General features: G+C 44.4%; 21 protein-coding genes. 8 read left to right on the plus strand and 13 right to left on the minus strand.

Annotated features, from left to right (window positions below; genetic code table 11):
- The 9 genes from KCV26_01860 to KCV26_01900 form a co-directional block, all read right to left on the minus strand.
- Positions 1 to 1,242: an ammonium transporter gene (locus KCV26_01860; GenBank protein ID WZX38292.1), complete on the minus strand. Its 1,242-nt coding sequence runs from the start codon at positions 1,240 to 1,242 to the stop codon at positions 1 to 3.
- 336 nt (positions 1,243 to 1,578) lie between these two features.
- Complete coding sequence (locus KCV26_01865) at positions 1,579 to 3,714, minus strand: SurA N-terminal domain-containing protein (GenBank protein ID WZX37161.1); 2,136 nt, start codon at positions 3,712 to 3,714, stop codon at positions 1,579 to 1,581.
- A gap of 125 nt (positions 3,715 to 3,839) precedes the next feature.
- The gene (locus tag KCV26_01870; protein WZX37162.1) at positions 3,840 to 5,102 is read right to left on the minus strand and encodes an HlyC/CorC family transporter; all 1,263 of its coding nucleotides are present in this window, start codon (positions 5,100 to 5,102) and stop codon (positions 3,840 to 3,842) included.
- A 26-nt stretch (positions 5,103 to 5,128) separates the two neighbouring features.
- Positions 5,129 to 5,755 (minus strand): LPS export ABC transporter periplasmic protein LptC, encoded by a 627-nt coding sequence (gene lptC / locus KCV26_01875; protein ID WZX37163.1) that lies wholly within the window; start codon positions 5,753 to 5,755, stop codon positions 5,129 to 5,131.
- Positions 5,756 to 5,768: 13 nt separating this feature from the next.
- A complete protein-coding gene (locus KCV26_01880; protein ID WZX37164.1) occupies positions 5,769 to 7,130 on the minus strand; it encodes a hypothetical protein in 1,362 nt (453 codons plus the stop codon).
- Between the two features lie 110 nt (positions 7,131 to 7,240).
- Positions 7,241 to 8,584, minus strand: a complete 1,344-nt coding sequence (locus KCV26_01885; GenBank protein ID WZX37165.1) for a hypothetical protein — start codon at positions 8,582 to 8,584, stop codon at positions 7,241 to 7,243.
- Between the two features lie 132 nt (positions 8,585 to 8,716).
- Positions 8,717 to 9,262: a nitroreductase family protein gene (locus KCV26_01890; GenBank protein ID WZX37166.1), complete on the minus strand. Its 546-nt coding sequence runs from the start codon at positions 9,260 to 9,262 to the stop codon at positions 8,717 to 8,719.
- An 11-nt stretch (positions 9,263 to 9,273) separates the two neighbouring features.
- Positions 9,274 to 9,879: a riboflavin synthase gene (locus KCV26_01895; protein WZX37167.1), complete on the minus strand. Its 606-nt coding sequence runs from the start codon at positions 9,877 to 9,879 to the stop codon at positions 9,274 to 9,276.
- A 52-nt stretch (positions 9,880 to 9,931) separates the two neighbouring features.
- A complete protein-coding gene (locus KCV26_01900; protein ID WZX37168.1) occupies positions 9,932 to 10,840 on the minus strand; it encodes a 4-hydroxy-tetrahydrodipicolinate synthase in 909 nt (302 codons plus the stop codon).
- A 438-nt stretch (positions 10,841 to 11,278) separates the two neighbouring features.
- On the opposite strand from KCV26_01900, the gene KCV26_01905 reads away from it, so the two are divergent.
- The 8 genes from KCV26_01905 (at position 11,279) to hydE (ending at position 21,119) form a co-directional block, all read left to right on the plus strand.
- Complete coding sequence (locus KCV26_01905) at positions 11,279 to 12,139, plus strand: sugar phosphate isomerase/epimerase (GenBank protein WZX37169.1); 861 nt, start codon at positions 11,279 to 11,281, stop codon at positions 12,137 to 12,139.
- 4 nt (positions 12,140 to 12,143) lie between these two features.
- Entirely contained in the window at positions 12,144 to 13,484 is a 1,341-nt protein-coding gene (locus KCV26_01910) for a Gfo/Idh/MocA family oxidoreductase (protein WZX37170.1), read from the plus strand.
- 38 nt (positions 13,485 to 13,522) lie between these two features.
- The gene (locus KCV26_01915; GenBank protein WZX37171.1) at positions 13,523 to 14,884 is read left to right on the plus strand and encodes a Gfo/Idh/MocA family oxidoreductase; all 1,362 of its coding nucleotides are present in this window, start codon (positions 13,523 to 13,525) and stop codon (positions 14,882 to 14,884) included.
- 115 nt (positions 14,885 to 14,999) lie between these two features.
- Positions 15,000 to 16,022, plus strand: coding sequence for a PmoA family protein (locus KCV26_01920; protein WZX37172.1), 1,023 nt, complete (start codon positions 15,000 to 15,002; stop codon positions 16,020 to 16,022).
- Positions 16,023 to 16,217: 195 nt separating this feature from the next.
- Entirely contained in the window at positions 16,218 to 17,303 is a 1,086-nt protein-coding gene (locus tag KCV26_01925; protein ID WZX37173.1) for a TerC/Alx family metal homeostasis membrane protein, read from the plus strand.
- Between the two features lie 89 nt (positions 17,304 to 17,392).
- Positions 17,393 to 18,814, plus strand: a complete 1,422-nt coding sequence (gene hydG, locus KCV26_01930) for a [FeFe] hydrogenase H-cluster radical SAM maturase HydG (protein ID WZX37174.1) — start codon at positions 17,393 to 17,395, stop codon at positions 18,812 to 18,814.
- 8 nt (positions 18,815 to 18,822) lie between these two features.
- Positions 18,823 to 20,004 carry a [FeFe] hydrogenase H-cluster maturation GTPase HydF gene (hydF, locus tag KCV26_01935; protein ID WZX37175.1) on the plus strand — a complete coding sequence of 394 codons (1,182 nt, stop codon included), beginning with the start codon at positions 18,823 to 18,825 and terminating at the stop codon, positions 20,002 to 20,004.
- A complete protein-coding gene (gene hydE / locus KCV26_01940) occupies positions 20,001 to 21,119 on the plus strand; it encodes a [FeFe] hydrogenase H-cluster radical SAM maturase HydE (GenBank protein ID WZX37176.1) in 1,119 nt (372 codons plus the stop codon). The genes hydF and hydE overlap by 4 nt, the downstream gene beginning before the upstream one ends.
- Here hydE and KCV26_01945 read toward each other — a convergent pair.
- The 4 genes from KCV26_01945 to trmD all read right to left on the minus strand — a co-directional run bounded on the left by KCV26_01945 (position 21,068) and on the right by trmD (position 24,844).
- On the minus strand, positions 21,068 to 22,447 hold the full coding sequence (locus tag KCV26_01945) for a tyrosine phenol-lyase (protein ID WZX37177.1): 1,380 nt from the start codon (positions 22,445 to 22,447) through the stop codon (positions 21,068 to 21,070). The genes hydE and KCV26_01945 overlap by 52 nt on opposite strands.
- Before the next feature lie 190 nt (positions 22,448 to 22,637).
- Complete coding sequence (locus KCV26_01950) at positions 22,638 to 23,702, minus strand: TIGR04133 family radical SAM/SPASM protein (protein ID WZX37178.1); 1,065 nt, start codon at positions 23,700 to 23,702, stop codon at positions 22,638 to 22,640.
- Positions 23,699 to 24,064, minus strand: coding sequence for a hypothetical protein (locus KCV26_01955; protein WZX37179.1), 366 nt, complete (start codon positions 24,062 to 24,064; stop codon positions 23,699 to 23,701). Before KCV26_01955 ends, KCV26_01950 begins: the two co-directional genes overlap by 4 nt.
- Before the next feature lie 102 nt (positions 24,065 to 24,166).
- On the minus strand, positions 24,167 to 24,844 hold the full coding sequence (gene trmD, locus KCV26_01960; protein ID WZX37180.1) for a tRNA (guanosine(37)-N1)-methyltransferase TrmD: 678 nt from the start codon (positions 24,842 to 24,844) through the stop codon (positions 24,167 to 24,169).
- Positions 24,845 to 24,854: the final 10 nt, after the last annotated feature.

Consider the following 24,854-nt stretch of genomic DNA (forward strand, 5'->3'; position numbering starts at 1 on the left):
CTAATAGCTCGAAGGAACATCTGTGGCCAGCTCGCCATGTTGTGTAATATCCAGCCCTCTCTCTTCTTGAATTTCGGTTACCCGCATCGGAAGGATAAGATCGGTAAGTTTGTACAGCAGGAATGAGCCTCCGAAAGTGAAAGCACCTACGATAAGCAGTGCCAGCAAATGATACAGGAAAACGGTCGGATCACCGTATATAAGGCCAACGTTTTCGGCAAATACTCCCGTGAGGATCATCCCCGTTATACCTCCGATACCGTGGCATGGAAAAACATCCAACGTATCGTCTATACTGCTTCTCGATTTCAACCGGGTAGCAAAATAACTCACCAGCGACGCTGTGCAACCGATAAAAATACTCTGCCCCACCGTTACAAAACCAGCGGAAGGAGTGATGGCGACCAATCCAACCACCGCACCTACAGCAGCTCCCACCACCGATCTTTTTTTTCCTCTGGCGCCATCAGTAAGCATCCAGGTAACCATAGCCGTTGCCGATGCCAAATTTGTGTTCAAAAAGGCCTTGACGGCAAGTTCATTGGCAGCAAGCGCCGATCCTGCATTAAAACCGAACCAACCGAACCAAAGCAACCCGGTACCCAGTAAGATATAAGGAATATTAGTGGGATTATCGGTTCCACCGTCTTTTCGTTTTTTCAGGAATATGGCACCGGAAAGGGCTGCAAACCCCGCAGAAATGTGTACGACTGTCCCTCCGGCAAAGTCGAGAACACCCCACTTACGAAGAAAGCCTTCGGGATGCCAGGTCCAATGAGCCAACGGCGCATAAATAAAAATGGAGAAAAAGACTATAAAGACCATTAACGACGAAAAACGAATTCTTTCTGCAACGCCACCCGTGATGAGTGCCGGGGTTATAATAGCAAACTTGAGTTGAAACACCGCAAACAGGGCAAATGGAATGGTTGCCGAAAAAGCAGGGTTGGGCTGCAATCCCACATTGTTGAACATGAAAAAAGATGCGGGGTTTCCGATAAAGCCTCCCAGGCTATCGCCGAAAGCGAGGCTGAAGCCAATCAAAACCCAAATAACGCTGATTATTCCCAACGTGATAAAACTCTGAATAAGAGTAGACACAAGGTTCTTATACCGAACCATTCCTCCATAAAAGAAAGCCAGCCCGGGTGTCATTAAAAATACCAGTGCGGAAGCTATTAGCATCCAGGCAGTGTCAGCATTGTTTATCGCCAAGCTTGAAAATTCTGTGGATTTATCCATCGGAATTAGCGCCGAAACCGCTATAATGACAATAACAATAAAAGGCACCGTATACCTTCTTTTGGAGTTTTTTTCGTTCATACTTTGAAATATTTCTATAACCTAAATTATCTATATAATCTTAATATGCCACAAATATAATTATTTTGATTTATTTTACAATGCTTTAATAGAATAAATATATTATTTATCTATTTATTATATCATATGGTCAACTCAAATGTTTCGAAAAAACTCTTACAAGAGACAGCTCTTATTGCCTGGGCACAAAAAGAAAGAGAGTGCCTCATATTTTTTGAGACACCCTCTTTCTTGTTTTGTTATGAAACGAAAAACTTAGAAGAAAACGTAACGGTTATCTTCCACTTTCAGTTTCTTTTTTAAGGTCTCCAAAGACTGCATCTGCAACATATATGCATTGTTACTTTGAATCAGGTCTTTCTGAGCCTTGGCATCATAGGTTTCAGTTCCCTGGGTTCTGCTCAACACATTAACCACGTAGACGCCCATATTCCCTTTGGCAGGCGGTATCAGTGTATTCAACGGTGCATAGGCAGAGAAAGCATTCAAGGTCGGCTCAAAACCCAATCCTGTAATGTTCCGTGTAGTGAAGTTGACAAATTTTACCGTATCAACATTCGACTGCATTTCAGTAGCATAAGCATCCAGACTGGTCAGGTTTTTGGCAGTCAGATCGGAAATGATTTTTTCGGCTTTCTTATCGTTGCTCAGTCGAGAACGAATGCTCGTTGCCACCTCCTGTAAGGGGGCCACACCAGCCGGATAAACCTGATCTACACGGGCAATTATACGCATATTGGTAATGTCGAACTTACGCACGGTTCCCATTTTTTTCTCGTTTACCGCCCAGGTAACGACCTGACGTGATCCCGGGATCTGCATCAACGAAAAATCGTTTGCTGAAACACTCGCATCCGGCATAACAAAATATCCTTTTTGGGTGGCAAGTTCATTGAAGTTCTTGCTTACGTTGGGATCGGAAACAAACTGGTTGAGTTCGTTATCTACGTTGTTCGATGTTTTTTCACTGACGACAACAGGCATATTGATCGTTGCAATTTTATATTTCTGAACAGGAACGGTTTTTTCTTCCACCTGAAGAATAATTTGTTGCCCGGGAACTGTCATTTTAAAAGCCTGTCCCACCGGTGCACTGAATGCGGCTTTCACCACATCAATTCCAGCTTGTGCAAGATCAATCTCGCGAGCCCAGCCCACATCACCACCATTAGACTGTGGATTCAAGCTGTTTGCTACTTCTGCAAATGATTTTCCGCTTTGAATCTCGTTAAAAATACTGTCCACAAAATGAGTAACGATACTGTCTTGTCCCGCCATAGATGCATCGGGAATAGCCATCATTCTGAGATGAACGGAGTCGGGAGCTACCGTCTTGTCCAACAGTTTATAAATAGTAAATGCATCGCCTTCGCGAGCCGGGCCTTTGATGTCTGAAACAGATGCAGACTCCACAAATGATTTCTGACCTTCAGTCAGTGAATTCGCAGAAAGATATACATCCCTGAACGGCATGTCAGAATAATCGGCAACTACGGAAGCCGGATTTGCGGTTTCCACCAATTTCAGGTACGCTTCATTGGCTTGCGCTTCGATTTCGGCAAAATCAGCATCACTGGGAACGATCTCCTTCGTAAAATAAGTAATTTTGGCCAATGGGACATTCATCCGGAAAGCGTTTTTATTTTTTTCGTAAAACGATTTCACTTCCTGATCGGTAACCGAGACCGTTGAATCGGGTATGGTGAAGTAACTCTTCATCACATAGGCCATATCGGCATTTTGTTGCGACAAGTCAAAAGTGGTTTTTGCTTCAACATCGTTCACCATCACGGCATTGGCAAGCAACGTAGTGTATTTTTCCTGAAGACGTTGATATTTTACCATGTTTTCGATGAACAACCACATCGATTTGTATTGCTCAACTACAGCTCTCTCTTCCGGCTGTAGCGACTCAACCGGAGCGTTTACAGTGGATAAGAATTGCATCAGGCCTTCCCTGTCGAACATACCGGTTTGCGGATCGAGAAAGAAAGGAAGCTGTTGCAGTAATGGCGATATCGTTTCTCCGTGTACCAGATCGTTGATTTCTGTTTTTGAAACGGCTAAGCCAAGTTTTGCCGCTTCGTTGTCGAGCATCCGTTCACGAACCATCTGATCATAAACCGCTTCCCGGATTTGTTGAGATGTATTTTCGTCCAATGAAGTCTGTCCACTGATCATTTTTTGAAAACTTTCCCATTCGGTAATCCTGTCAGCGAATTCCTGAGTAGAAATCACCTGCCCGTTTACAACGAAAGCTTTATCGCGCGATTTGGCAAAAAGTGTGTTTCCCGAGGTGAATAAGTCTCCCAAAATAAATGCCAGTAACGCAATCCCGATAATGGCGACCAAAAACACGCCCTTATCCCTAATCTTCTGTAGTGTAGCCATTTAACTATCCTGAGTTTTTGATAAACAATTAATATTTTACATTCTTTTAAACAAGAGTGCAAAGTTAATAAAAATTAGAAAGATAACTCCATATTTTTGAAAAAAGTGATTCCTGAGTGAAAGCCTTAATTAATAGTCAGCCGCACCACTTCTATTTTCCGGGCGGTAACTTTCAATATTTTGAACATATACTTTCCGATGATCACTGTTTCGTAGGTTTTAGGAAACCGCTGTGTGTGATGCAATAAATACCCGGCAACGGTGGAATAACTCTCCGATTCGGGAATATCGAGCCCATAATCTTCGTTTAAGGTATCAATTTCCACCCTCCCCGAAAGCACAAACTCTTTATCACCTTCCTGTTTCACAAAGCGGGCTTTGTTGTCATATTCATCTTCTATATCACCGAAAATTTCCTCTACCAGATCTTCCATAGTCACCACACCCGATGTTCCTCCAAACTCATCCACTACAACGGCTATGCTTTTTCGCTGCTGCATGAGGTCGTTCATCAGTTTGCTGGCCTGCATACTTTCAGGGACGAAAGACACTGTGGCAATGCTCTTGGTCCAGTCCTGCGGGACATCGAACATTTCCCAAACGTGAATGTATCCGATAATGTCGTCAATATCTTCCCGATATACCAGAATTCTGGAAATACCGCTCTCGATAAACAAATCTTTCAGCTTTTCAATATCTTCGTCCACATTTATCGCCACAATATCCGCTCTTGGCACCATGCAATCACGCACGCGCATAGAAGAGAAATCGAGGGCGTTCCTGAAAATTTTCACTTCGGAATCCACTTCTTTTTCGTCAGAAATCTCTTCGAACCCTTTTCTCACATACGAATCCAGTTCCAGCCGGCCCAATGCATTCTCAGTTGTCCTGTCGGACCTCACGCCGAAAACAGCTAAAACGGCTTTGGAAAAAGAGACGAAAATTTTTGCAACGGGAAAGAACAGAACGTAAAAAAAGAAAGCCGGAACAACCAATACGCGTACCCAGAAGTTGGGTTTACGTACCAAAACAGCCCGGGGAAGAAATTCTCCGCTAAGAAGGATAATGAGAGTAGCTCCAACGATTATAAGTAGAAAAATCACAAAAGTATTTTGTGTAATATGTTGCTGAATGTAAGGGAAAGCTACCAGCAACGACAGGTACATAAAAACTACCTGCACCATGAGGTTTCCGAGCAGAAGCGTAGCCAGGAACTGACGCGGATGACTATAAATGGTATTCAACATCAGGTTGTAAAATCCTTTGTCCTTTTGTCTCATCGCAAATCTCAACTTATCCGATGACACAAACGCCACTTCCATACCGGAGAAGAACGCCGACAGGAAGAGTAAGATAAACCATCCGATTATTAGCGACGTGAAAGACATTGTTTATGGATTAAGGTTGTTGAATCTCATTGTATGGAATCAGATTGTAACTGCACCGAGTCTGTTGCGACTGGTCCTTCTTCAAACGGCAATCTGCCGTCATGCGGTCTCATGATCCGGTAATCTGTCATTTGCTGATTCGACTCAAAACCGTATCCCTTCAGTTCAAGCGCCCCCCGTTTTATCTCGATATATTTATCGGAATAGATCTTAGCCGTTTTTTGATCCCAAAAAAGCTCATCACTCTTGAATTCGTGCCCTTGCATATTCTTTACCTCAACATTCCCTTTCACGCGCCACAGGCTTTTTGCGTTGTAGTGCCAGGCCGTGTCAGCAATAACGGTAGCTTCGACATTAAACCGATCATCGAATCTTTCCAGGTAAAAGCCTTCGGGAAAATAAGAGAACGGTTCTTTGGCCTTGTCATATACTTCCCACACATCGGCTGCTATTTTATAACGGGTTTTCCCCGAGTCGGAGATAAGCTGCACGGCCGAATCCGTAACCATGGAAGGCATGGTTTCCGGATCGAATTTCATATGGACCAGCTTTTCATCTTTCTTTCCACACGATCCGATAAAAAGAAACATAACAACCCCAAAAACTGCGGTTGTTATGTATTTTAATATATGTATCTGTTGTCGTTCTTTCAACAAATCGCTGGTTTTATTTCAACCTTACCGTGGTAGACTCACCTATCCATCCGGGGACAAAAACGGACTCACCTGCCTTGATACCCATCATGAAAGCCGTTTCGGTATCCATGAAATAACCGGAATAAGTATTGATTAAGCCATTTGCTTTTCCGCTAACGCTAGGATCAACGGATCTGGCCTTTTGTAACTTGTCAACTGCCGCACAGAAAACGAGGCCTCTCTTTTCGGTTTCCGGGAAAATGTTTTGAGCCGATGCTGCATATAACTGTGCGATCAGGATATACGCTTCTCCGTTGTTGGGATTGAATTCCAATGCATCGTATGCGGCCTGGCGCGATTTGGCGAAGTTACGTTGATTGGAAAAAATACCTGCCAATTGCATCATGTAATCGGAAGCTTTATTTTTGTCTGTTTCCAATTGGGCACCTTCGTGGTAGTACTTGATGGCAGTATCGTAATCCTTATCTCTCAGGCTCTTGTTAGCCAACCCGATAGCTGCACCGGCAGAAGGTTCGAGTTTGTAAAGGTATTCCGACGCGGTAAAATACAAGTCAGATTCACTGCAACCTACCGATCCCAGGGCATTGATCACTTCGTTCAGAAATGCTTTGTCTGCCTTGTTGGGTTCCACCTTATCGGCATAGTAATCCGTGAGGGTCTTGCAATCGCCGGCTCCACTGCTAACAAATGCTTTGACAATACCTTCTTTTACCAGTCCCAGGTAATCGGCATTTGCTTTATCGTTTGCGGCATTTGCTTTGCTGATAGCTTCGTCTACATAACCGGCAACGGTAAAATAGTCGCTTATATACTGATTTTTCTTGGACGGGTCAGTCAGAAACTGAGTAAGTGAGGCAACCATATAATAGGAATAAGCATCTTTAGGTTCCATCTCCGATTTCATTTCCTTAAGGGCTTCCCCTAACCATTGATAAACAATCTTCGAATCCGCTTTATCACCCATCAGTTCCATATAGTCATAGGCCTTGTATGCCAAAACGGTACCTTTTTTGTCATCCGAATAATATTTCAGTCGGGTATCGTATATCTCCATTGTTTTATCGAGATATTGTTTCTTTTTGGCAGCATCGGTCTCCGAAGCATATAAACTCTTGAAGATACGTGGTCCTAATATATATATATTTCTACTGGATGCGGGGCAGTTCTCGTAAACAGCATTCCAGGGCGTTAATGCTTCCTTATAATTTTCAGCCTTAGCAGAAGTCGTCATAAGGCTCAAATTCATACGGCATTTTACGCTGTCTTCCCCATGTCCGAAAGGAGCTTTTACCGGATCGTATCCTGCTTTCTGGGCGCTGAGACCTGCAATGGTTGCTATTGCAAGAAATCCTGATAATAATAATTTTCTCATATTCTTTTTTTTAATTTTTTTTTAATCCCGATTTTGGTTGTTAATAGGACAATATGTTAAATAAAAAGTTTAATCTGTTTTGAATTTAAACGTCACAAAGATACAAAAAATCAGTTAAACTGTCTTTTGAAAAACCAAAATTCATTGATATTCATGTTCAAGGAAATTTTAAACATATCTTGCTTAATCATGTATGGCAAGTCGGGACGCTGGGATGTGTAACCAAATCCGATATTAAGCAATGACAACCTTCCGGACATAGAATCCCTGAACGGCAACCCCAATCCGAAGTTAATTCCATACTCTTTAAAACCTCCAACCCCTACACTTTGATTGGTAGATGGATTATAAACGCTGACGTTGGCATATGAATTTCCGTAGGAAATACCGGCCCTTAGGCGTACTCTACTGAAAAAATCACGGCTGTACGGATCGACAACGTATTCTGCGCCTGCATTGATCCTGTAAGCGTTATTGAACCGATTTTCAGGGGTCAATCCGTCTAAAACCTCGGGATAATCCAATCCGTTCCATTGCTGAAAAGTTCCGTCTAGTCCTACAAGCAGATTTGTATTGGAATAAGTTACTCCCAATCCATAGGTTGCCGGCAAATGAAACTGCTGACTGGAAAGAGTATCATCACGCAGCACTTCACTCGGATTTTGATAGGGATTGGTATAAGGGTCTGACAGAAACATCATTTCCGTTGCATAAACATCGGATTTTGAAGCTAATTTCGGACTGAAAACAGCTCCTAACGTAAACGAACTTGTCTTGTCGACAGGGAACGTGACCTGTGCTCCAAAATCATATTTTAAATCCCGGATGGAATATTTTTTCTTTTCTTCACCAATAGTAGCACCCGTCGCAGTTCTCGGCACAGACACGCTGCTGTAGCTGAAATTCCCAAAAAGATAAGAAACGTTAGCTCCAACGGAGAAATACGGAATGGGTTCATACGCAATTCCAGCATAAATCTGGCTCAACCCTCCAGTTCCACGAAATACTTCCTCGTAAACGATATCGGAAAGCGAACGTGTCTGCCCATAGTTATATCCTACTTTCGAATACGGCAAAAGCCCAATGCTGGCACCAACCTTGCTTAGGACAGGAAACTGTATGGCAATATAATCGAGATTCCCGTTGTAAAAATTCTGCTTGTTCAGTCCGTCGCTGTAAGAAGCATAATGCCCCGAAACACCAAGGTCAAAAATAAACGTAAGTGAATCGAGTTTGGAGTATGATGCCGGATTTCCGGGATTCACCTGCTGGCTTCTTCTGAGTCCGTAGCTGATTCCACCCATAGCTTCGGAGGCACCCAACGATTGGTTGGACAAAAGGCCGTAACCGTACCTGCCGTATGGTGAGTTAGACCCTACCTGTTGTGCAAAAATAGCGGTGGTGACAGTAAAGAAAACAAGTAACGAGAGATGACGTTTAGTTGTTATGTTCATTCTTTTTCATTAAAATCAACAAGACGTTGGTCGATTGTTTCATAATTTATTTTTAGGGTACAAAGATGATGTTTTTTTGCGATGCAACCAACAAAAGAACAGAAAGTTCGTGTTAAAAAGATTAAAGAGCGTTTATTTGTATTTATTATAAGAAATGATTTCGCCGTTTGTTTTGCGTTTTTTGGGACGAACGGCTTGGGTACTGTATCCGACAACAATGTCAAGCCATACTCTCTTAGAGTCGGGGATTGACAACAATTCACGCATCTTCGGCTCATTGAACCAACCGACAATGCAAGACCCCAAACCTTCGGCATGAGCTGCCAGCACGACATGAGCCGCTACTATTCCCAGGTCCATTTGTGCATAGTCCTTTTGTTTTACCCAGCCTCCGATCCCCGATGTGAGGTTCACTCTTTCCTCAACCAACAAAATATGGACCGGGGCCTGCTTGGTAAAATGGTTCATACCCAATGCACGCGCAGACGTGGCATCTGCCACTCTGTTTTTCAGTTCAGGATCATCCACGACAACCATGTGCCAGGGTTGCGCATTGCATGCTGACGGTGCTAACCGAGCAGCTTCGAGGATACGTTCAATTTTTTCTTTTTCGACCGGTCTATCGGGATCGAATGCTCGGTCGCTCTGCCGGGTGGAAACAAATTCAAGAAAATCCATACATTAGTCGTTTAGGACTGCAACGCCACAATCCTGCTGATATATTTACCGATAATGTCGAATTCCAGGTTGACGACTGTACCTTTTTCTATCTGATGAAAATTGGTCATTTCGTATGTAAAAGGAATGATCGCCACTTTAAAGGTATCTTTGGTGGGTGTCACCACGGTTAAACTTACACCATTCACCGTAACCGACCCTTTATCTACCGTCAGGTATCCCTTCTTGGCCATCTCCTTATCAAAACGGTATTGGAAGGTGTAATACCAACTACCATCTGCTTCAACTACATCGGTACAAACGGCAGTTTGGTCAACATGCCCCTGAACGATATGCCCGTCCAACCTGCCGTCCATTTTCATGCTACGTTCAAGATTCACCTTGCTACCCACCTGCAACAATCCAAGATTGGAGCGGTCGAGCGTCTCCTGAATGGCGGTTACGGTGTATGCATCACCCTCTATGGATACCACTGTCAGACAAACTCCGTTGTGCGCAATGCTCTGGTCGATTTTTAATTCGCTCGTGAACGAGCACCTTAACGTGATGTGCAGGTTACCCTTGTCTTTTTCCAATGCAACCACGGTTGCAGCTTCTTCAACAATTCCGGAAAACATAATTATTTAGTTACGATTTGTGATTTACAAAATCAGATGTAGAAGTCAGACTTTAAGACTTTTTATCTATTACCTGAACTTTCAACCTCTCCAATTCTTCAATTATTTGCTGCTTGGTTTCATCACAGACCGCAACCAACGGCAGCCTGAGTTCATTTTCGATGTAACCCAATTCACTGAGCATGCATTTTACTCCGGCAGGATTCCCATCTTTGAAAATCAACCGGATAGCTTCTGTAAAACGCACATTTTCCGTTTCAGCCATCTTGAAATTACCGGCTAACGCCTGATGTATCATTTCAGAAAACTCTTTAGGCAAAGCATTTCCCAAAACAGATATAACTCCTACTCCACCGGATTTTATCAGATCAAATGCAATTCCATCGTCGCCGGAGATAACGGAGAATCCTTCGGGACGGCCAGCAATAATTTGCAGGATCTGATCCATTTTCCCCGATGCTTCCTTGATGGCCACAATATTCGGACAAGATTTTGCCAGCCGCAACGTAGTTTCGGCTTCCATATTCACACCGGTTCTTCCGGGAACATTATACAGAATAATCGGCCGTGGTGAAACCTCACTCAAAGCACGATAATGCTGAAAAAGCCCTTCCTGGCTGGGTTTATTGTAATATGGAGTAACAGATAATACTCCTGCAATGTTTGAGAAATATGATACCTTGAGTTCATGAACGATTTCAGCGGTATTGTTTCCTCCAACTCCTACAATAAGGGGGAGACGATTGTTGTTTCTCTCCACGATGAATCGCACAATTTCGGTTCGCTCATCGCGTGTCAGTGTTGGGGTTTCAGCGGTAGTTCCCAGTGCAACGAGGTAATCAATTCCCCCATCTATCTGATAATCTATCAACCGGCCCAACGCATCGAAATCGACTGATTTGTCTTTTTTAAACGGTGTTATCAGGGCAACACCTATCCCTTTTAAGTTGATTTTTGACATAAAAACAGGTCTTTCATTTTTCCTGAGAAAGCCTCCCGACAACATATGGATACTTCGGATCGCAAAGTTACATTTTTTTCAACCATATCCACATAAATTGGACAATTACTTTTAAAAGGAAATCACTTTAATGGATTGGTATTTTTGTTGAAATTCGAAATTTAACTGTAGCTTAACTTGTTTTTTCATTCTGTTTACGTACACATTAGCATTTTTATTATTTTTGTCGGCGATATTTCCGGAAAAACCCCTAGCTCATTAACATAATTTAACGTCGATCAAGTTATTTATTTCATCCTGTTTACGTACACATTAGTATTTTCATTATATTTGTCCGAATATTTCCGGGAAAACTCCTGTTCGTTTTCTCAACTTCGCAATACATTTTGGCAAACATATCTTTTAATTCTGCAGAGACAAACACGTAAAATGAAACACATGAAACACATAAAACACTGTTTTTATGTTGCCCTTCTTCCGGTATTCTTTTCTGCATGCAACGTAGTAAAAAGTGAGTTGAAGCCTACTCAGATAGGAATCTGTACAAATCTTGCCAACGGAGAAAAAATGCAGCAATACGGATACACATATGTGGAAGAAGGTGTCTCCAGATTTCTTGCACCGACAAAGCCCGAGGAAGAGTTCGAGATAATATTGAATGAATTGGCCAACTCCCCTTTGCCTGTTAAAGCCTGTAACAGCTTTATCCCCGGAAACCTGAAAAGCGTTGGTAATGAAGCTGCTCACCACGATATTTTAACGTTTGCAGAAACCGCTTTCCGCAGGGCACAACGAGCCGGAGTGGAAATAATTGTCTTTGGAAGTGGGGGTTCACGTTCCATCCCCGAAGGATTTCCACGCAAAAAAGGCCGGGCACAATTCATCGAATTAGGCAAAAAAATGGCGTTAATTGCTCAAAAATTCAACATAATCATCGTATTGGAACCCCTTAACACTACAGAATGCAACTTTATCAATTCCGTATCGGAAGGAGGAGAAATCGTTAAAGAGATCAATCATCGTCACTTCATGCTGTTGGCAGATCTGTATCATATGAAAATGGAAAACGAAAGTCCGGATACCCTTGTAAAGTATGGAAAGCTGATCAGGCATGTTCATATTGCGGAAAAACAGGACAGGGCTGTACCGGGTACATACGATGAGGACTTTCGCCCTTACTTCAATGCCCTTAAAAAAATGGGTTATAGAGGAAAAATATCCATTGAAGCTCGCTGGATAGATTTTGACACCCAGATACCGACAGCAATGGAAACGATAAAAAGACAACTCAATAATTAAAAATATGGAATCAAGAAGAGGATTTATTAAAAAATCGGCACTCGGAGTGGCAGGAATAGCACTGGGAAGCACAATGGACATGTCGGCAAAAAGTTATGCCGGCATTATCGGAGCGAACGACAGGTTAAACGTAGCCATCATTGGGCTGGGACGCAGGTTAAGTGCGTTTTACGAACCAATCGCCTTGAAGGGAGCTAATGTACAGTTACTTTACCTCTGTGATGTGATGGAGAAGCAACGTACCCGGGCAATGCAGAATTTTTCTAAACACATCAGCTACCAACCGAAATCCGAAAACGATATACGCCGGGTGCTCGACGATAAAAAAGTGGATGCTGTATTCAACGCAACACCCGACCACTGGCACACGCCCGGTTCCGTAATGGCCATGAAAGCCGGCAAACATGTGTATGTTGAGAAACCATGCAGCCACAACATGTTCGAAAATGAAATTCTGGTAAAAGCCGCCCAAAAATTCAACAAGATAGTGCAGATGGGTAACCAGCAACGTTCCTCGGATCACACCGTTGAAATCATAAGGGAGCTACACCGCGGCGTTATCGGAAACCCCTATAAGGCAGTAGCCTTTTATGCCAATACAAGGGGTGAAGTACCGCTCCAGAAAAAAGCGGCCATTCCTGTCGGACTGGATTGGGAGTTGTTTCAGGGGCCGGCACCCCGCCGCGATTATACCGAAGAGACCTGGGATTATAACTGGCATTGGTACGGCTGGGATTACGGAACGGCCGAAGCAGGCAACAACGCCACACACGAACTGGATGTTGCACGCTGGGCACTGAACGTTGATTTCCCCCTAAACGTTGAAGTGGAAGCCGCCAAGCGACATTTCGCCAACGACGGATGGGAGATGTACGACACTATGGATGCTACATTCCGTTTTGCCGGTGACAAAATAATCAAGTGGGATGGTAAAAGCCGGAACGGGCACAAGACCTACGGAGCGGACAGAGGAACAATTATTTATGGCAGTGAAGGTACCGTCTTCGTAAACCGGGATAAATACATTCTTTACGACCGAGGGGGGAAAGTGATGAAAGAAAGAACTTCTACTTCAAGTGAAGCAGGTACGGCACTTGGTGGAGGTGGCGACATGACTACCGGCCATGTGATCAACTTCTTCGATACTATCAGGGGTAAGTCGAAACTTACCGCACCCATTGACGATGCGTCCATCAGTAATGCTATGGTACATTATGCCAATGTAGCGTATCGTATCGGTAAGGGTTTTGATATCGATGACAAAACCGGGCGTATGTTTGACCGGGAAGCTATGAAACTATGGAACCGGGAATATGAACCCGGATGGGAGCCAACACTGAAATAATTTAATTTCAATACGATCAATTTTAAGCTTTAAATGAGATGAAAAATTCAAGACGTGATTTTATAAAAAAATCGGCACTCGGTGTGGCCGGAATAACGCTGGGAAGCACGATGAATATGTCGGCTAAAAGTTATGCCAATATCATCGGCTCCAACGATAAAGTGAGGGTAGGCATATTGGGTTTTTCCAACCGATTCAGAGGTGCACTCGGGAAATCATTCCTCAAATATGCCAAAGAGATGAACTTCGAACTCTTTACCGTCTGCGACATTTGGAATCGTCGCCGAGACGAAGGACAAGCCTGGTACAAGGAGCAAGCCGGAGGAGACCTCAGAACCGCCAGAAACACCGATGAGCTCTGGTCTCAAAAGCCCGACGCCGTAATTATCAGTACCGCAGATTTTCAACATGCGCTTCATACCGCCGAAGCAGTCAGGGCCGGATGTGATGTATATGTGGAAAAACCTTTCGCTGAAACTATGGACGATGCTAACTTTGCGTTGAAAGCAGCCAAAGAGACTAACAAGGTTATTCAGGTTGGATCACAACGCCGGAGCGGAACAAATTACCACGCTGCATACGACTACATTAAATCGGGAAAATTCGGCAAGATCATTGCCGTGGAAATGACATGGAACGTCAACCAGCCCGGACGATGGCGTTTACCCCAACTCACCAGAGAAATCCGCGAACAGGATACCGACTGGAAACGCTTTTTGATGAACCGCCCCTACGAACCGTGGGATCCGCGAAAATACCTGGAATACCGCCTGTTCTGGCCCTATTCATCCGGCATACCCGGCCAATGGATGGCACATCAGATCGATACCGTACACTGGTTCTCAGAACTGGATTATCCCCGGTCGGTAGTGGCAAACGGCGGGATCTACATGTGGAACGACGGAAGAACCAACTACGATACCATGACTGCTGTTTTTGATTATGGACACGCCAAAGAAAAAGAACCGGGAGAAGGATTCCAGGTAATTTATTCCTCCAGGCAAAACAACTCGTCGGGAGGGACAAAAGAGTGGTATTTCTCCAACGGGGGGAAACTTGACCTGGACACCAACATCATCAACAATGATGGCGGATTGACAGAAAGGCACGCAGGCGATATGGGAATGAAACCCTTTATGCTTGATACTTTCGAATTACCGAAGATAAGTGTGGAAACAGGCTCAGACACAGGCTCAGACCCGCTCACAAATGCGCATATGAAAAACTGGATGGACTGTGTGAGGGCCGGCAATGTAAAAACAAATGCTCCCGTGGAAGCAGGCTACAACCACTCTATCGCCGATATCATGGTTACGGCCGCCTTACGCACCGGACAACGCGCCACATTCGATGAAAAACAAAAACAGGTAATGGCAGGAGGGAAAGTATTCAAGTATTAATGAAAAAAAGAATACAAGCGGTTGTAACAGGTATGTATTAAACTGAACTTTTACATATGTTGTTGCAATTATTGAACATACGAAACAAAGTCAATAAGTTGCTATAATTCAAAAGATGAAAAAAACAGTTAAAGCCCTAATCATTGCAGCGCTGATAATGCATGTAAGCTGCCAAGGCACTTCAACAAACGTCAGGTTTAATGTCAGCGAAGAAAAAAAGGCAGTTGAGGTATACGTAAACGATATTTATTTTACATCGTTTATTTATCCGGAAAACCTGGAAAAGCCATGTCTTTATCCTATAAAAACACCCTCCGGAAAATTTATCACAAGAGGGTTCCCCTTGAATCCAAGGCCTTTTGAGAGAACCGATCATCCACATCACATTGGATTATGGTTTAATTTCGGTAATGTAAACGGACTTGATTTCTGGAATAACTCCTATTCCATAAAACCGGAAGATAAAGATAAATATGGGATAATTTTGTTTGATAAAGTTATTGAAGCAGATAACCGGAAAGGGAGATTGGTTGTTCAATCAAAATGGACAGATAATAATGGAAGTATTTTATTGAATGAAAAGACGACCTACATCTTTGAAGGGCTGAAAAACGATATCAGGACGATTGAAAGAGTTACAGAACTGACAGCAAATAAGGAAGTAACTTTTACAGGGAACAAAGAAGGGCTGATCGGTTTGAGGGTAGACAGAACTTTCGAGGAACCGACTCAAAAAGCTGAGAAGTTTTTAGATGCAAACGGAAATGTAACAGAAACTCCGGCCCTGAATAACGAAGGTGTAAATGGATTCTACAGAAATGCAGAAGGTTTAACAGGGGGAGACGTCTGGGGAAAAAGGAGCAAATGGGTTGCTTTAAAAGCTGATAAGGAAGGCGAAACAATCACCATCGTTATCATGGACAATAAAAACAACCCTAATTATCCGGCATGGTCTCACGCAAGAGGTTATGGATTATTTGCAGCCAACAATCTGGGGGGAAAGGTTGTGGATAAGAATTCGGACCCGGTTGAATTGAAGTTGTCCAGCGGTGAGAAAGTAACTTTTAAACACAAGGTTATTATTGCCGGAGATATGAGTGATCAGGAAATAAACAGGTTTTCTGACGATTTTAATTGACCGTGGATTACACATCGTTCACGTAATCAAAAAGCCAGAAGCGAAGATGCTCCTGGCTTTTAACTTAATTTAAACCGGATTAAGAATAACGGATGGAAATTCAGTGTAATTTTAGCTGATTTTTATCCGGCAGAACATCTACCCTTTAAAATCGTAGAGACCATTAAAAAACAACGGTAATTCTCTTCTTTTTTTATGAATGCAATAGCACTTTACTGGATTGCTTTTATAGCCATCTTCATCATTGTGTATGGAATAGACCTCTACGTGACTTCCCACCGCCAAAGAACAATTAGTGTGAAATCATCCTTAACCTGGACAGCCGTATGGATTTCCGTAGCAATAGCATTTGGAGCTTCTCTTTATTTTCTCTTCCCTCAGAATCCGGAAAGCACGGTGCGAACCGGTCCTGTAATGATGACAAAATTTATCTCGGGGTATTTGACGGAATATTCGTTATCCGTGGATAATCTTTTCGTATTTATACTGATCTTTTCAATGATGGGCATTCATCCGAAAAACCAACCAAAGTTACTGAAACTGGGAATTTTGATTTCGGTTGTACTAAGAATTCTTTTTATACTGGTGGGAATGGAACTGGTAGAACGCTTTCACTGGATTATCTACATATTTGGTGTTGTTTTGATTTGGACGGCATACAAGATGGCTTTTTCGAAAGAAGATGAAAACGTAAATCCCAAATCGAACATTCTGTACAAGGGAGCTTCCAGGTTATTCCCCATCGATCCCGACATACATTCGCCTCATTTTTTCACTCAAATAAACGGAAAAATCCACTTAACCAATATTTTTCTTGCCTTGCTTGTTATCGGCTCCACCGACATCTTGTTTGCTGTTGACTCTATTCCGGCTATTATCGGCGTTATAAAAGAAGGTATAAACAACGTCCTTACACTCAGTGAAGAGAACTTTCTTGCCATTTCTTCCAATGTTTTCGCAGTGATGGGCTTAATATCGCTTTTTTTCGCGTTGAAAGGAATTATGGGAATGTTCCGTTACTTGAAAACAGGTGTGAGTTTCATTCTCTTGTTTATAGGCATGAAAATGCTGCTGAGTTCCGTGCATTCGGTAGGAGAATTTTTTGCACACCATTCATGGGTCTCGCTAGCGGTTATCATCGGTACCTTGATTATTTCTATCCTTTTATCCATGCTGATTTCCGAACGAAAAGAATCCGATAAGCTTCAGGAAGCTGTGCAGAAATTGAAAGAAGAAATGGAGGAGTCGAAACCCAAACATGTGGGAAAATTTATGCATTAGTTGATTTTCCAGTACAGAACACGAGAAAGTTCTGTGATTGATGGAATAAATTTTGTAATTTTGCAGTTCACCTTGTGAATAAACATTTTATGAAATTTACCCCGGAAAAATACGCCATTCCCGATGCACCGATGCAACCCTTCATCGATACAGGCGAGATCTGGGATTTCCTCAACAAAACAATCTCCACACCCGTCAAGGTGAAAGAAGTGGTTGAAAAATCACTCGCAAAAAGCAGGCTGAATCTCGAAGAAGTGGCCATACTTATCAATGCTACCGATCCGGGGTCGGTACAACTCATTAAGGAGGGTGCCAGGGAACTTAAGAAAAAAATTTACGGGAACCGAATCGTGCTGTTCGCACCTCTTTATGTGGGCAATAAGTGCTCCAACAATTGTGCTTACTGCGGATTTAAGGCTTCTAACAGGGATGCCGTTCGTAAAACGCTCTCAGACAAAGAACTGGTAAAAGAGATAGAAGTACTGGAAGATAATGGACAAAAGCGATTGATTCTCGTTTACGGCGAACATGCGCAATACAGCCCTGAATTCATTGCCCAAACTGTAAAAATCGCATACAGCGTGAAGAAAGGCAACGGCGAAATCCGCCGTGTAAACATTAACGCGGCCCCACTAGACATAGAAGGGTTCCGTACGGTGAAAGAAGCCGGTATCGGCACCTATCAGGTGTTTCAGGAAACCTATCACCGCGAAGCATACAAGACCTATCATTTACGCGGTAAAAAGGCTGATTTCGACTACCGCCTGACTTCACTCGACCGGGCGTTGGAAGCCGGACTGGACGATGTGGGGATAGGTGCACTTTTCGGATTGTACGACTGGAGGTTCGAGGTGATGGGGCTGGTTCGCCACACCAATCATCTGGAGGCATGCTACAACGTAGGGCCACACACCATTTCGTTCCCCCGGATCAAAGACGCATCAATGCTTGATTTGGGCGATGAATATTTCGTGTCGGACGAAGATTTTACCCGGTTGGTAGCTATACTCCGGTTGGCTGTTCCATACACGGGAATGATTCTTACAGCCCGCGAACCCGCGGAGCTTCGTAACCAACTGATTCAGTTCGGGGTATCGCAAATCGACGGTGGAACAAAAATTGAATTGGGCAGTTACGCTGAAAAGGAGCAAAACCATGATCTCAAAAAAGGGCAATTCCGTATAAACGACGACCGATCACTCAACGAAATCATCGACGAGTTGCTTCAGCAGGATATGCTACCGTCCTTCTGTACGGCCTGCTACCGTCTGGGACGTACGGGTGAACACTTTATGGAGTTCTCCGTTCCTGGCTTCATCAAACGGTTCTGCACTCCCAACGCAATACTCACGCTGGCCGAATACCTGATGGACTATGCACCGGAGCACACCGCAGAAAAGGGATGGGAGGTGATTGAAAAAAACATTCACGAACTCAACGAAAATGTACAACATCAGGTACGTGAAAGAATAGAAAAAATAAAACGGGGAGAACGGGATTTGTATTTTTAATTGGGGAAATGACCAATTCCAGACCACATATCGGCATTTTTGGCCGCCGGAACACCGGTAAAAGCTCACTGATCAACCTGCTCACGGGGCAGGAGACCGCTATAATATCCGACATACCCGGCACGACGACCGACCCGGTAAAGAAATCGGTCGAGATTCTTGGAATCGGCCCAGTAGTATTGGTGGATACCGCCGGAATTGATGATGCGGGTGAATTGGGAAGAAAGCGCATCGACAAATCACTCGATGCGATAAAGAAAGTGGACTGCGCCGTGTTACTGATTGCGGGAAATCAGTTTGGACAGTACGAACTGGAGCTTATTCGGCACTTTGGGAAATTCGGTATCCCCTACCTCATCCTTCACAACAAAAGCGACCTGTCAAAAATTGCTGCCCTCACAAAAACCGCAATAAAACACCACAGCGATGCCTCGGTTCTCGATTTCAGTGCAAAAGATCCGGGAGATTCGGAGAAAATAATTGATGCACTAAAGAAAATAATACCCGGGGAAAGCCAACAACACAGAACGCTTATAGGCGATCTGGTAAAACCGAAGGACACAGTATTGTTCATAACTCCCATTGACAGCGAAGCTCCCGAAGGACGACTGATCCTGCCGCAAAACCAGGCCATACGCGATGCTCTGGATAACCATTGCATTGCAGTAGTGGTAAAAGAGACCGAGTTGGACGATTTTCTGAAGCTAGGTATACCTCCAGCGCTTGTTGTTACCGACAGTCAGGCCTTTGGCTATGTGGCAACACGCATTCCCGAAAACGTTCCGTTAACAAGCTTCAGCATCCTGTTTGCCCGACAAAAAGGCGATTTCAATGACTACCTGCAAGGCACTCCTCACCTGTCTAAACTAAAAGACGGGGATAATATCCTTATGTTGGAAAGCTGCACTCATCAAACCAACTGCGACGATATCGGACGGGTGAAGATACCGCAACTCCTCCGGAACTTCACCGGTAAAAACCTATCGTTCACCGTTGTAGGCGGATTGTCGGAGATTGCACCCATCGATTATTCTCTCGTCATCCAATGTGGGGGATGCATGGTTACACGCAAACAACTGATAAACCGGATAAAACCGTTCACGGAAAAGGACATTCCAGTCACCAATTACGGAATGGTCCTCGCGTATGTAAACGGTATTTTTGAACGGGCAACGAGAATGTTTTTATGATTCCAACCCTATTGCATAAACAGAAACTTCTCCAAGAAGATTTAGTCCGCCTACTCTGCACCGAGGGTGAGGAAAAGCAACTTTTGTTTGATTATGCCGCTAAAATCAAACAAGAGAACGTGGGCAACACCGTTTATCTGCGCGGGCTGATCGAATTTTCCAACATTTGCGAAAAGAATTGTTATTATTGCGGTATCCGCCGGGATAACACGCACACACATCGGTACTGTTTGTCCTGCGATGAGGCATTGGAAGCTATCCGGTTTGCCTACGAAAACGGATTGGGATCCGTCGCCATCCAAAGCGGAGAACTCACGTCGGATACATTTACCCGAAAGATCGACTCCTTACTGAAAGAAGCCATGCGTATTACCAACCGGGAAATCGGCATTACCCTCTCTTGCGGCGAACAGCCTGAAGAGGTCTATCGCCGGTGGTTTGAGAGCGGAGCCAGCCGCTATTTGCTCCGTATCGAATCCTCCTCCGGAGAACTTTACCGTAAAATACATCCCGACGATGATACACACCGTTTTGACAAACGCCTGAATGCCCTGGAATCGCTAAAAAAAATAGGTTACCAAACAGGAACAGGCGTCATGATCGGCCTACCGTTTCAGACTGTCGAAGACCTGGCAAACGATTTGTTGTTTATGAAGCAATTCGACATCGATATGTGTGGTATGGGCCCCTACATCGAACATGCACAGACTCCACTCTACAAAAACAAGAGTGAACTGCTTTCGCTGCGGGAACGATTCAATTTAAGCCTTAAAATGGTAGCCCTCCTGCGTATCCTCATGCCCGATATCAACATCGCCGCGACCACCGCCTTGCAATCCATTGAAAAGGAAGGCCGCGAAAAAGCCATCCTCATCGGCGCTAATGTACTGATGCCCAACATCACTCCGAAACAGTACCGGGATGATTATTCCCTTTATCAGAACAAGCCCGTCTCGCAACAGAGTAACGAGGAGAACCTGCTTTTTCTCGAACAACAGCTTAAAAGCATAGGCCACGAGATTGGCTATTTCAGGCAGGGAAATTCCAAGCATTACAAAACGCATCAGATCTCCTCAAACCGTGCCGTAAAGAACCTCAACTGCCTGGGTTCATAAACAAAACGAAGCCCCTTGATTTTTTCCTTGTGTTTATACAGGTTGATAACCGCATCGGCCACCACATCCATGTGACGATAGGTATACACACGGCGTGGAATGGTTAACCGAACCGTTTCCAACTTGGGCGCATGGTTTTTGCCCGTGTTTTTATCGCGTCCGGCAGAAACGATGCCTCGCTCCATGCTTCGAACGCCCGATTCTACGTAGAGGTTTGCCGCCAGGCTTTGCGCCGGGAATTGATCTTGCGTGAGGTGCGGGCAGAAACGGCGCGCATCCAGGAAAACGGCGTGGCCCCCAACAGGCTCTATAATAGGAATTCCAGCCGCTTTGAGTTTATCACCCAAATAACGGACCTGCTTGATGCGGTGCTCTATATATTCAACTTGCGTAGATTCCTGCAATCCGATAGCCATGGCTTCCATATCGCGTCCGGCCATTCCGCCGTATGAAGGCATTCCCTCGTAAACCACCACCAGTTCTTTTGCAGCGGCAAACAGGTCCTCATCGTTCATGCACAAAAAACCGCCGATATTCACCAGACAGTCCTTCTTTCCGCTCATGGTGCAACCATCGGCATAACTAAACATTTCGCGGACGATTTCCTGGATCGATTTACCGGCAAAGCCCTCTTCCCGTTCTTTGATGAAATAGGCATTCTCCACGCATCGGGTGGCATCGTAAAACACGTTAATCTTGTATTTATCGGCCAGTTGCCTCACCTCCCGCATGTTTTTCATGGAAACAGGCTGCCCGCCCGCCAGATTCACGGTAACGGCGAGGCAGACATAGGCAATGTTCTCAGCCCCTTTTTCGTCGATAAGTTTTTGCAGTTTGTTCAGGTCGATGTCTCCTTTAAACGGAATGTCCAATCCGGCGTCGTGCGCCTCATCGCGGATGATATCGACAAAAATTCCGCCGTTGCGCTCCTGGTGATAACGCGTGGTGGTGAAATACATGTTTCCGGGTACGAATTGCCCGGGTTTAATGGCAATTTGCGAGAGCAGGTTCTCAGCCCCGCGCCCCTGATGCGTAGGCACCAGGTGTTTGAATCCGAAAATTTCCTGCACGACTTGTTCCAGATGATGAAAGTTCTTGCTTCCGGCATAGGCTTCGTCGCCCATCATCATACCGGCCCACTGCCTGTCGCTCATGGCATTGGTTCCGCTATCGGTCAGTAAATCAATATACACATCTTCGGAGTTGATCAGGAAAGTGTTGTATCCGGCTTCCTGGATAACTTTTTCCCGTTCTTCACGGGAGATCATTTTAACGGTTTCCACCGTTTTTATGCGGAAAGGCTCCGCAGGATAGTCGTTTAAATTCATAATAGTGGTATTAATGTGTATTGGCATTATACCCCAAAATTATGACAAAAAGACGAAATGACAAAAGAATTTAAGTGTATCTTTTGAAAATAACTAACAAATAGAAATAATCGAGTTTCTAAATGACAAAAGAAATGTAAAAATTAAAACTCCTAATAACCAACAAAATGACGACTTTCAGTTCAAAGAATTAATAATGCGCGTTTTCTATTTTCGACCGATGGCAAACCAATACATTTTGTTTACTGCCGTGCCAGTTATGAAAACCGTTTCCCTGGCAATCCTTGAAACGCCTGCAATCTTTGCATTGACCCACGCGCATCCAGTTCCTGTCGCGAAAAGAGTTGAAACGTTGTTCCCATACGTCGTTGAAATTATCGGTGTAAATGTTTCCCTGTGAAAAAGAGCGATCGATATTGGGACAAGCCGATATGGAGCCGTCAATGAGGATAGAGCCGATATTGATACCCGCCCTGCAGAAATAGAAACTCTCCCGGACTTTCCATTCGTATTTCCCCACAAATCCTTCGCAACTGAACTTCACATCGATATCGTCCTCATTCTCCCTCAACTCCCGAATAAAATCCATCAAATAAACAAATTCCTCATCCGAGAGCGACAACTCCTCGTTTTGGACCGCCCGTCCTATCGGAATAATGGTAAATAGCCGCCATGCCTTCACCTTGTGGCTTTTAAGAAACTCCTTGATTAGGGAAAGTTCCGAAATATTTTTTTTGTTGACACACGTGACCACATCGAAGTTTAACCGGAGCGAACGGACTGCCAGGTCGATTGCCGCGACCGCCCTGTCGAAACTTCGCGGATTGTTTCGCAACCAGTTGTGTGACTCCGGCAACCCGTCCAAGCTGATGGTAAGCGCTCCCAAACCGGCGTTGAGTAACGAATTATGTACCGCTTCATCGTAAAAATACCCGTTAGAAACCATGGACCAGCGCATTCCGCGCCGGCGGATTTCACGTCCGCACGCAGGCAGATCTTTTCTCAGTAACGGTTCACCGCCGGTAACGACAACCATCAGGTTTTTTGCAGGGTTTTTAATGGTGTCAAGAGCTTTCAGAAAATCTTCCATCGGCATATCCCGATAGTTACTTTGCTTTGAACAATCGCTTCCGCAATGCAAACAATCCAGGTTGCACCGGGTCGTGCACTCCCAGAAAAGGTAGCTAAGCTCGTGGCGCCGCGTTTCAACCGCTTTGAACTTCCGGAACAAGGCGCGTTTAACAGACGGAATCATTTCCCGTTTTCCAGTTTAATATCGAGGTAGATTTTATCTTTCACGATAGAGACGAGGCTGTCTTTCCTGATAAATGTTCCGTTGTCGACTCCATCCACATCTTCGAAACTGATTTGAAGCTGATCCGATTTGACGGTGTAAAAAGAAAACATCCCCTTGTCGTCGGTCACCGTATGTTGCAATGAGGCCGCCGAAACTTTGATGCCTTTAATGGGTTCGCCGGTTGTTTTGGAAACTACTTTGCCTTCTACAAACACATCCAAGCCAAAATCCTGCGGCGTACCGTAACAAGCCTGAAATATAAAAAGCGCTGTTGTAAAACTCAATCCGCCCACAATGTTTCTTATCCAATTTTGCCTCATAATGCTATTTTTTAGGTTATCAAATTTGAGACTGACCTCTTTTATTCAGATGCAGTTTTAAGAAAAACGCTGCGCCAGACAAGGTTAAATTTTATTAATTGCTCAACGTCCAAGCAAATCGGGACGCAACCGTTTTGTACGTTCATGCGCCTGTTCCAGCCGCCATTCTGCAATTTTACGTTCGTGCCCCGAAAGAAGCACATCGGGTACACGCCAGCCCTTGTATTCCGCGGGACGGGTATAAACGGGGGGTGCCAGCAAATTGTCCTGAAACGAATCGGAGAGTGCCGACTGCTCATCACCAATAGCCCCGGGGATTACCCGGACAACGGCATCGGCAATCATGGCTGCGGCGAGTTCCCCTCCGGTAAGCACAAAATCGCCGATGGATATTTCACGGGTTACCAGGTGTTCCCGTACCCGGTAATCCACACCCTTGTAGTGCCCGCAAAGTATGATAAGGTTCTCCAGAAGCGACAATTCGTTGGCGGTTTTTTGCGAAAACTGTTCGCCATCGGGCGTAGTGAAAATCACTTCATCGTAATCTCGCTGCGATTTCAGGTGACTGATACAGCGGTCTACCGGTTCGATTTGCAACACCATCCCCGCTTCGCCTCCAAAAGGGTAATCGTCCACACGACGGTGCTTGTCGAGCGTGTAATCACGCAGGTTGTGCAGGCCGAACTGCACCAGTCCTTTATCTTGCGCCCGCTTTAGAATGGAACAATTAAGCGCTCCTTCTATCATTTCCGGCAAAACAGTAATTATATCGATTCGCATAGGGGTATGG

Origin of the sequence: Petrimonas sulfuriphila, assembly GCA_038561985.1 — a bacterium.
GTDB lineage: Bacteria > Bacteroidota > Bacteroidia > Bacteroidales > Dysgonomonadaceae > Petrimonas > Petrimonas sulfuriphila.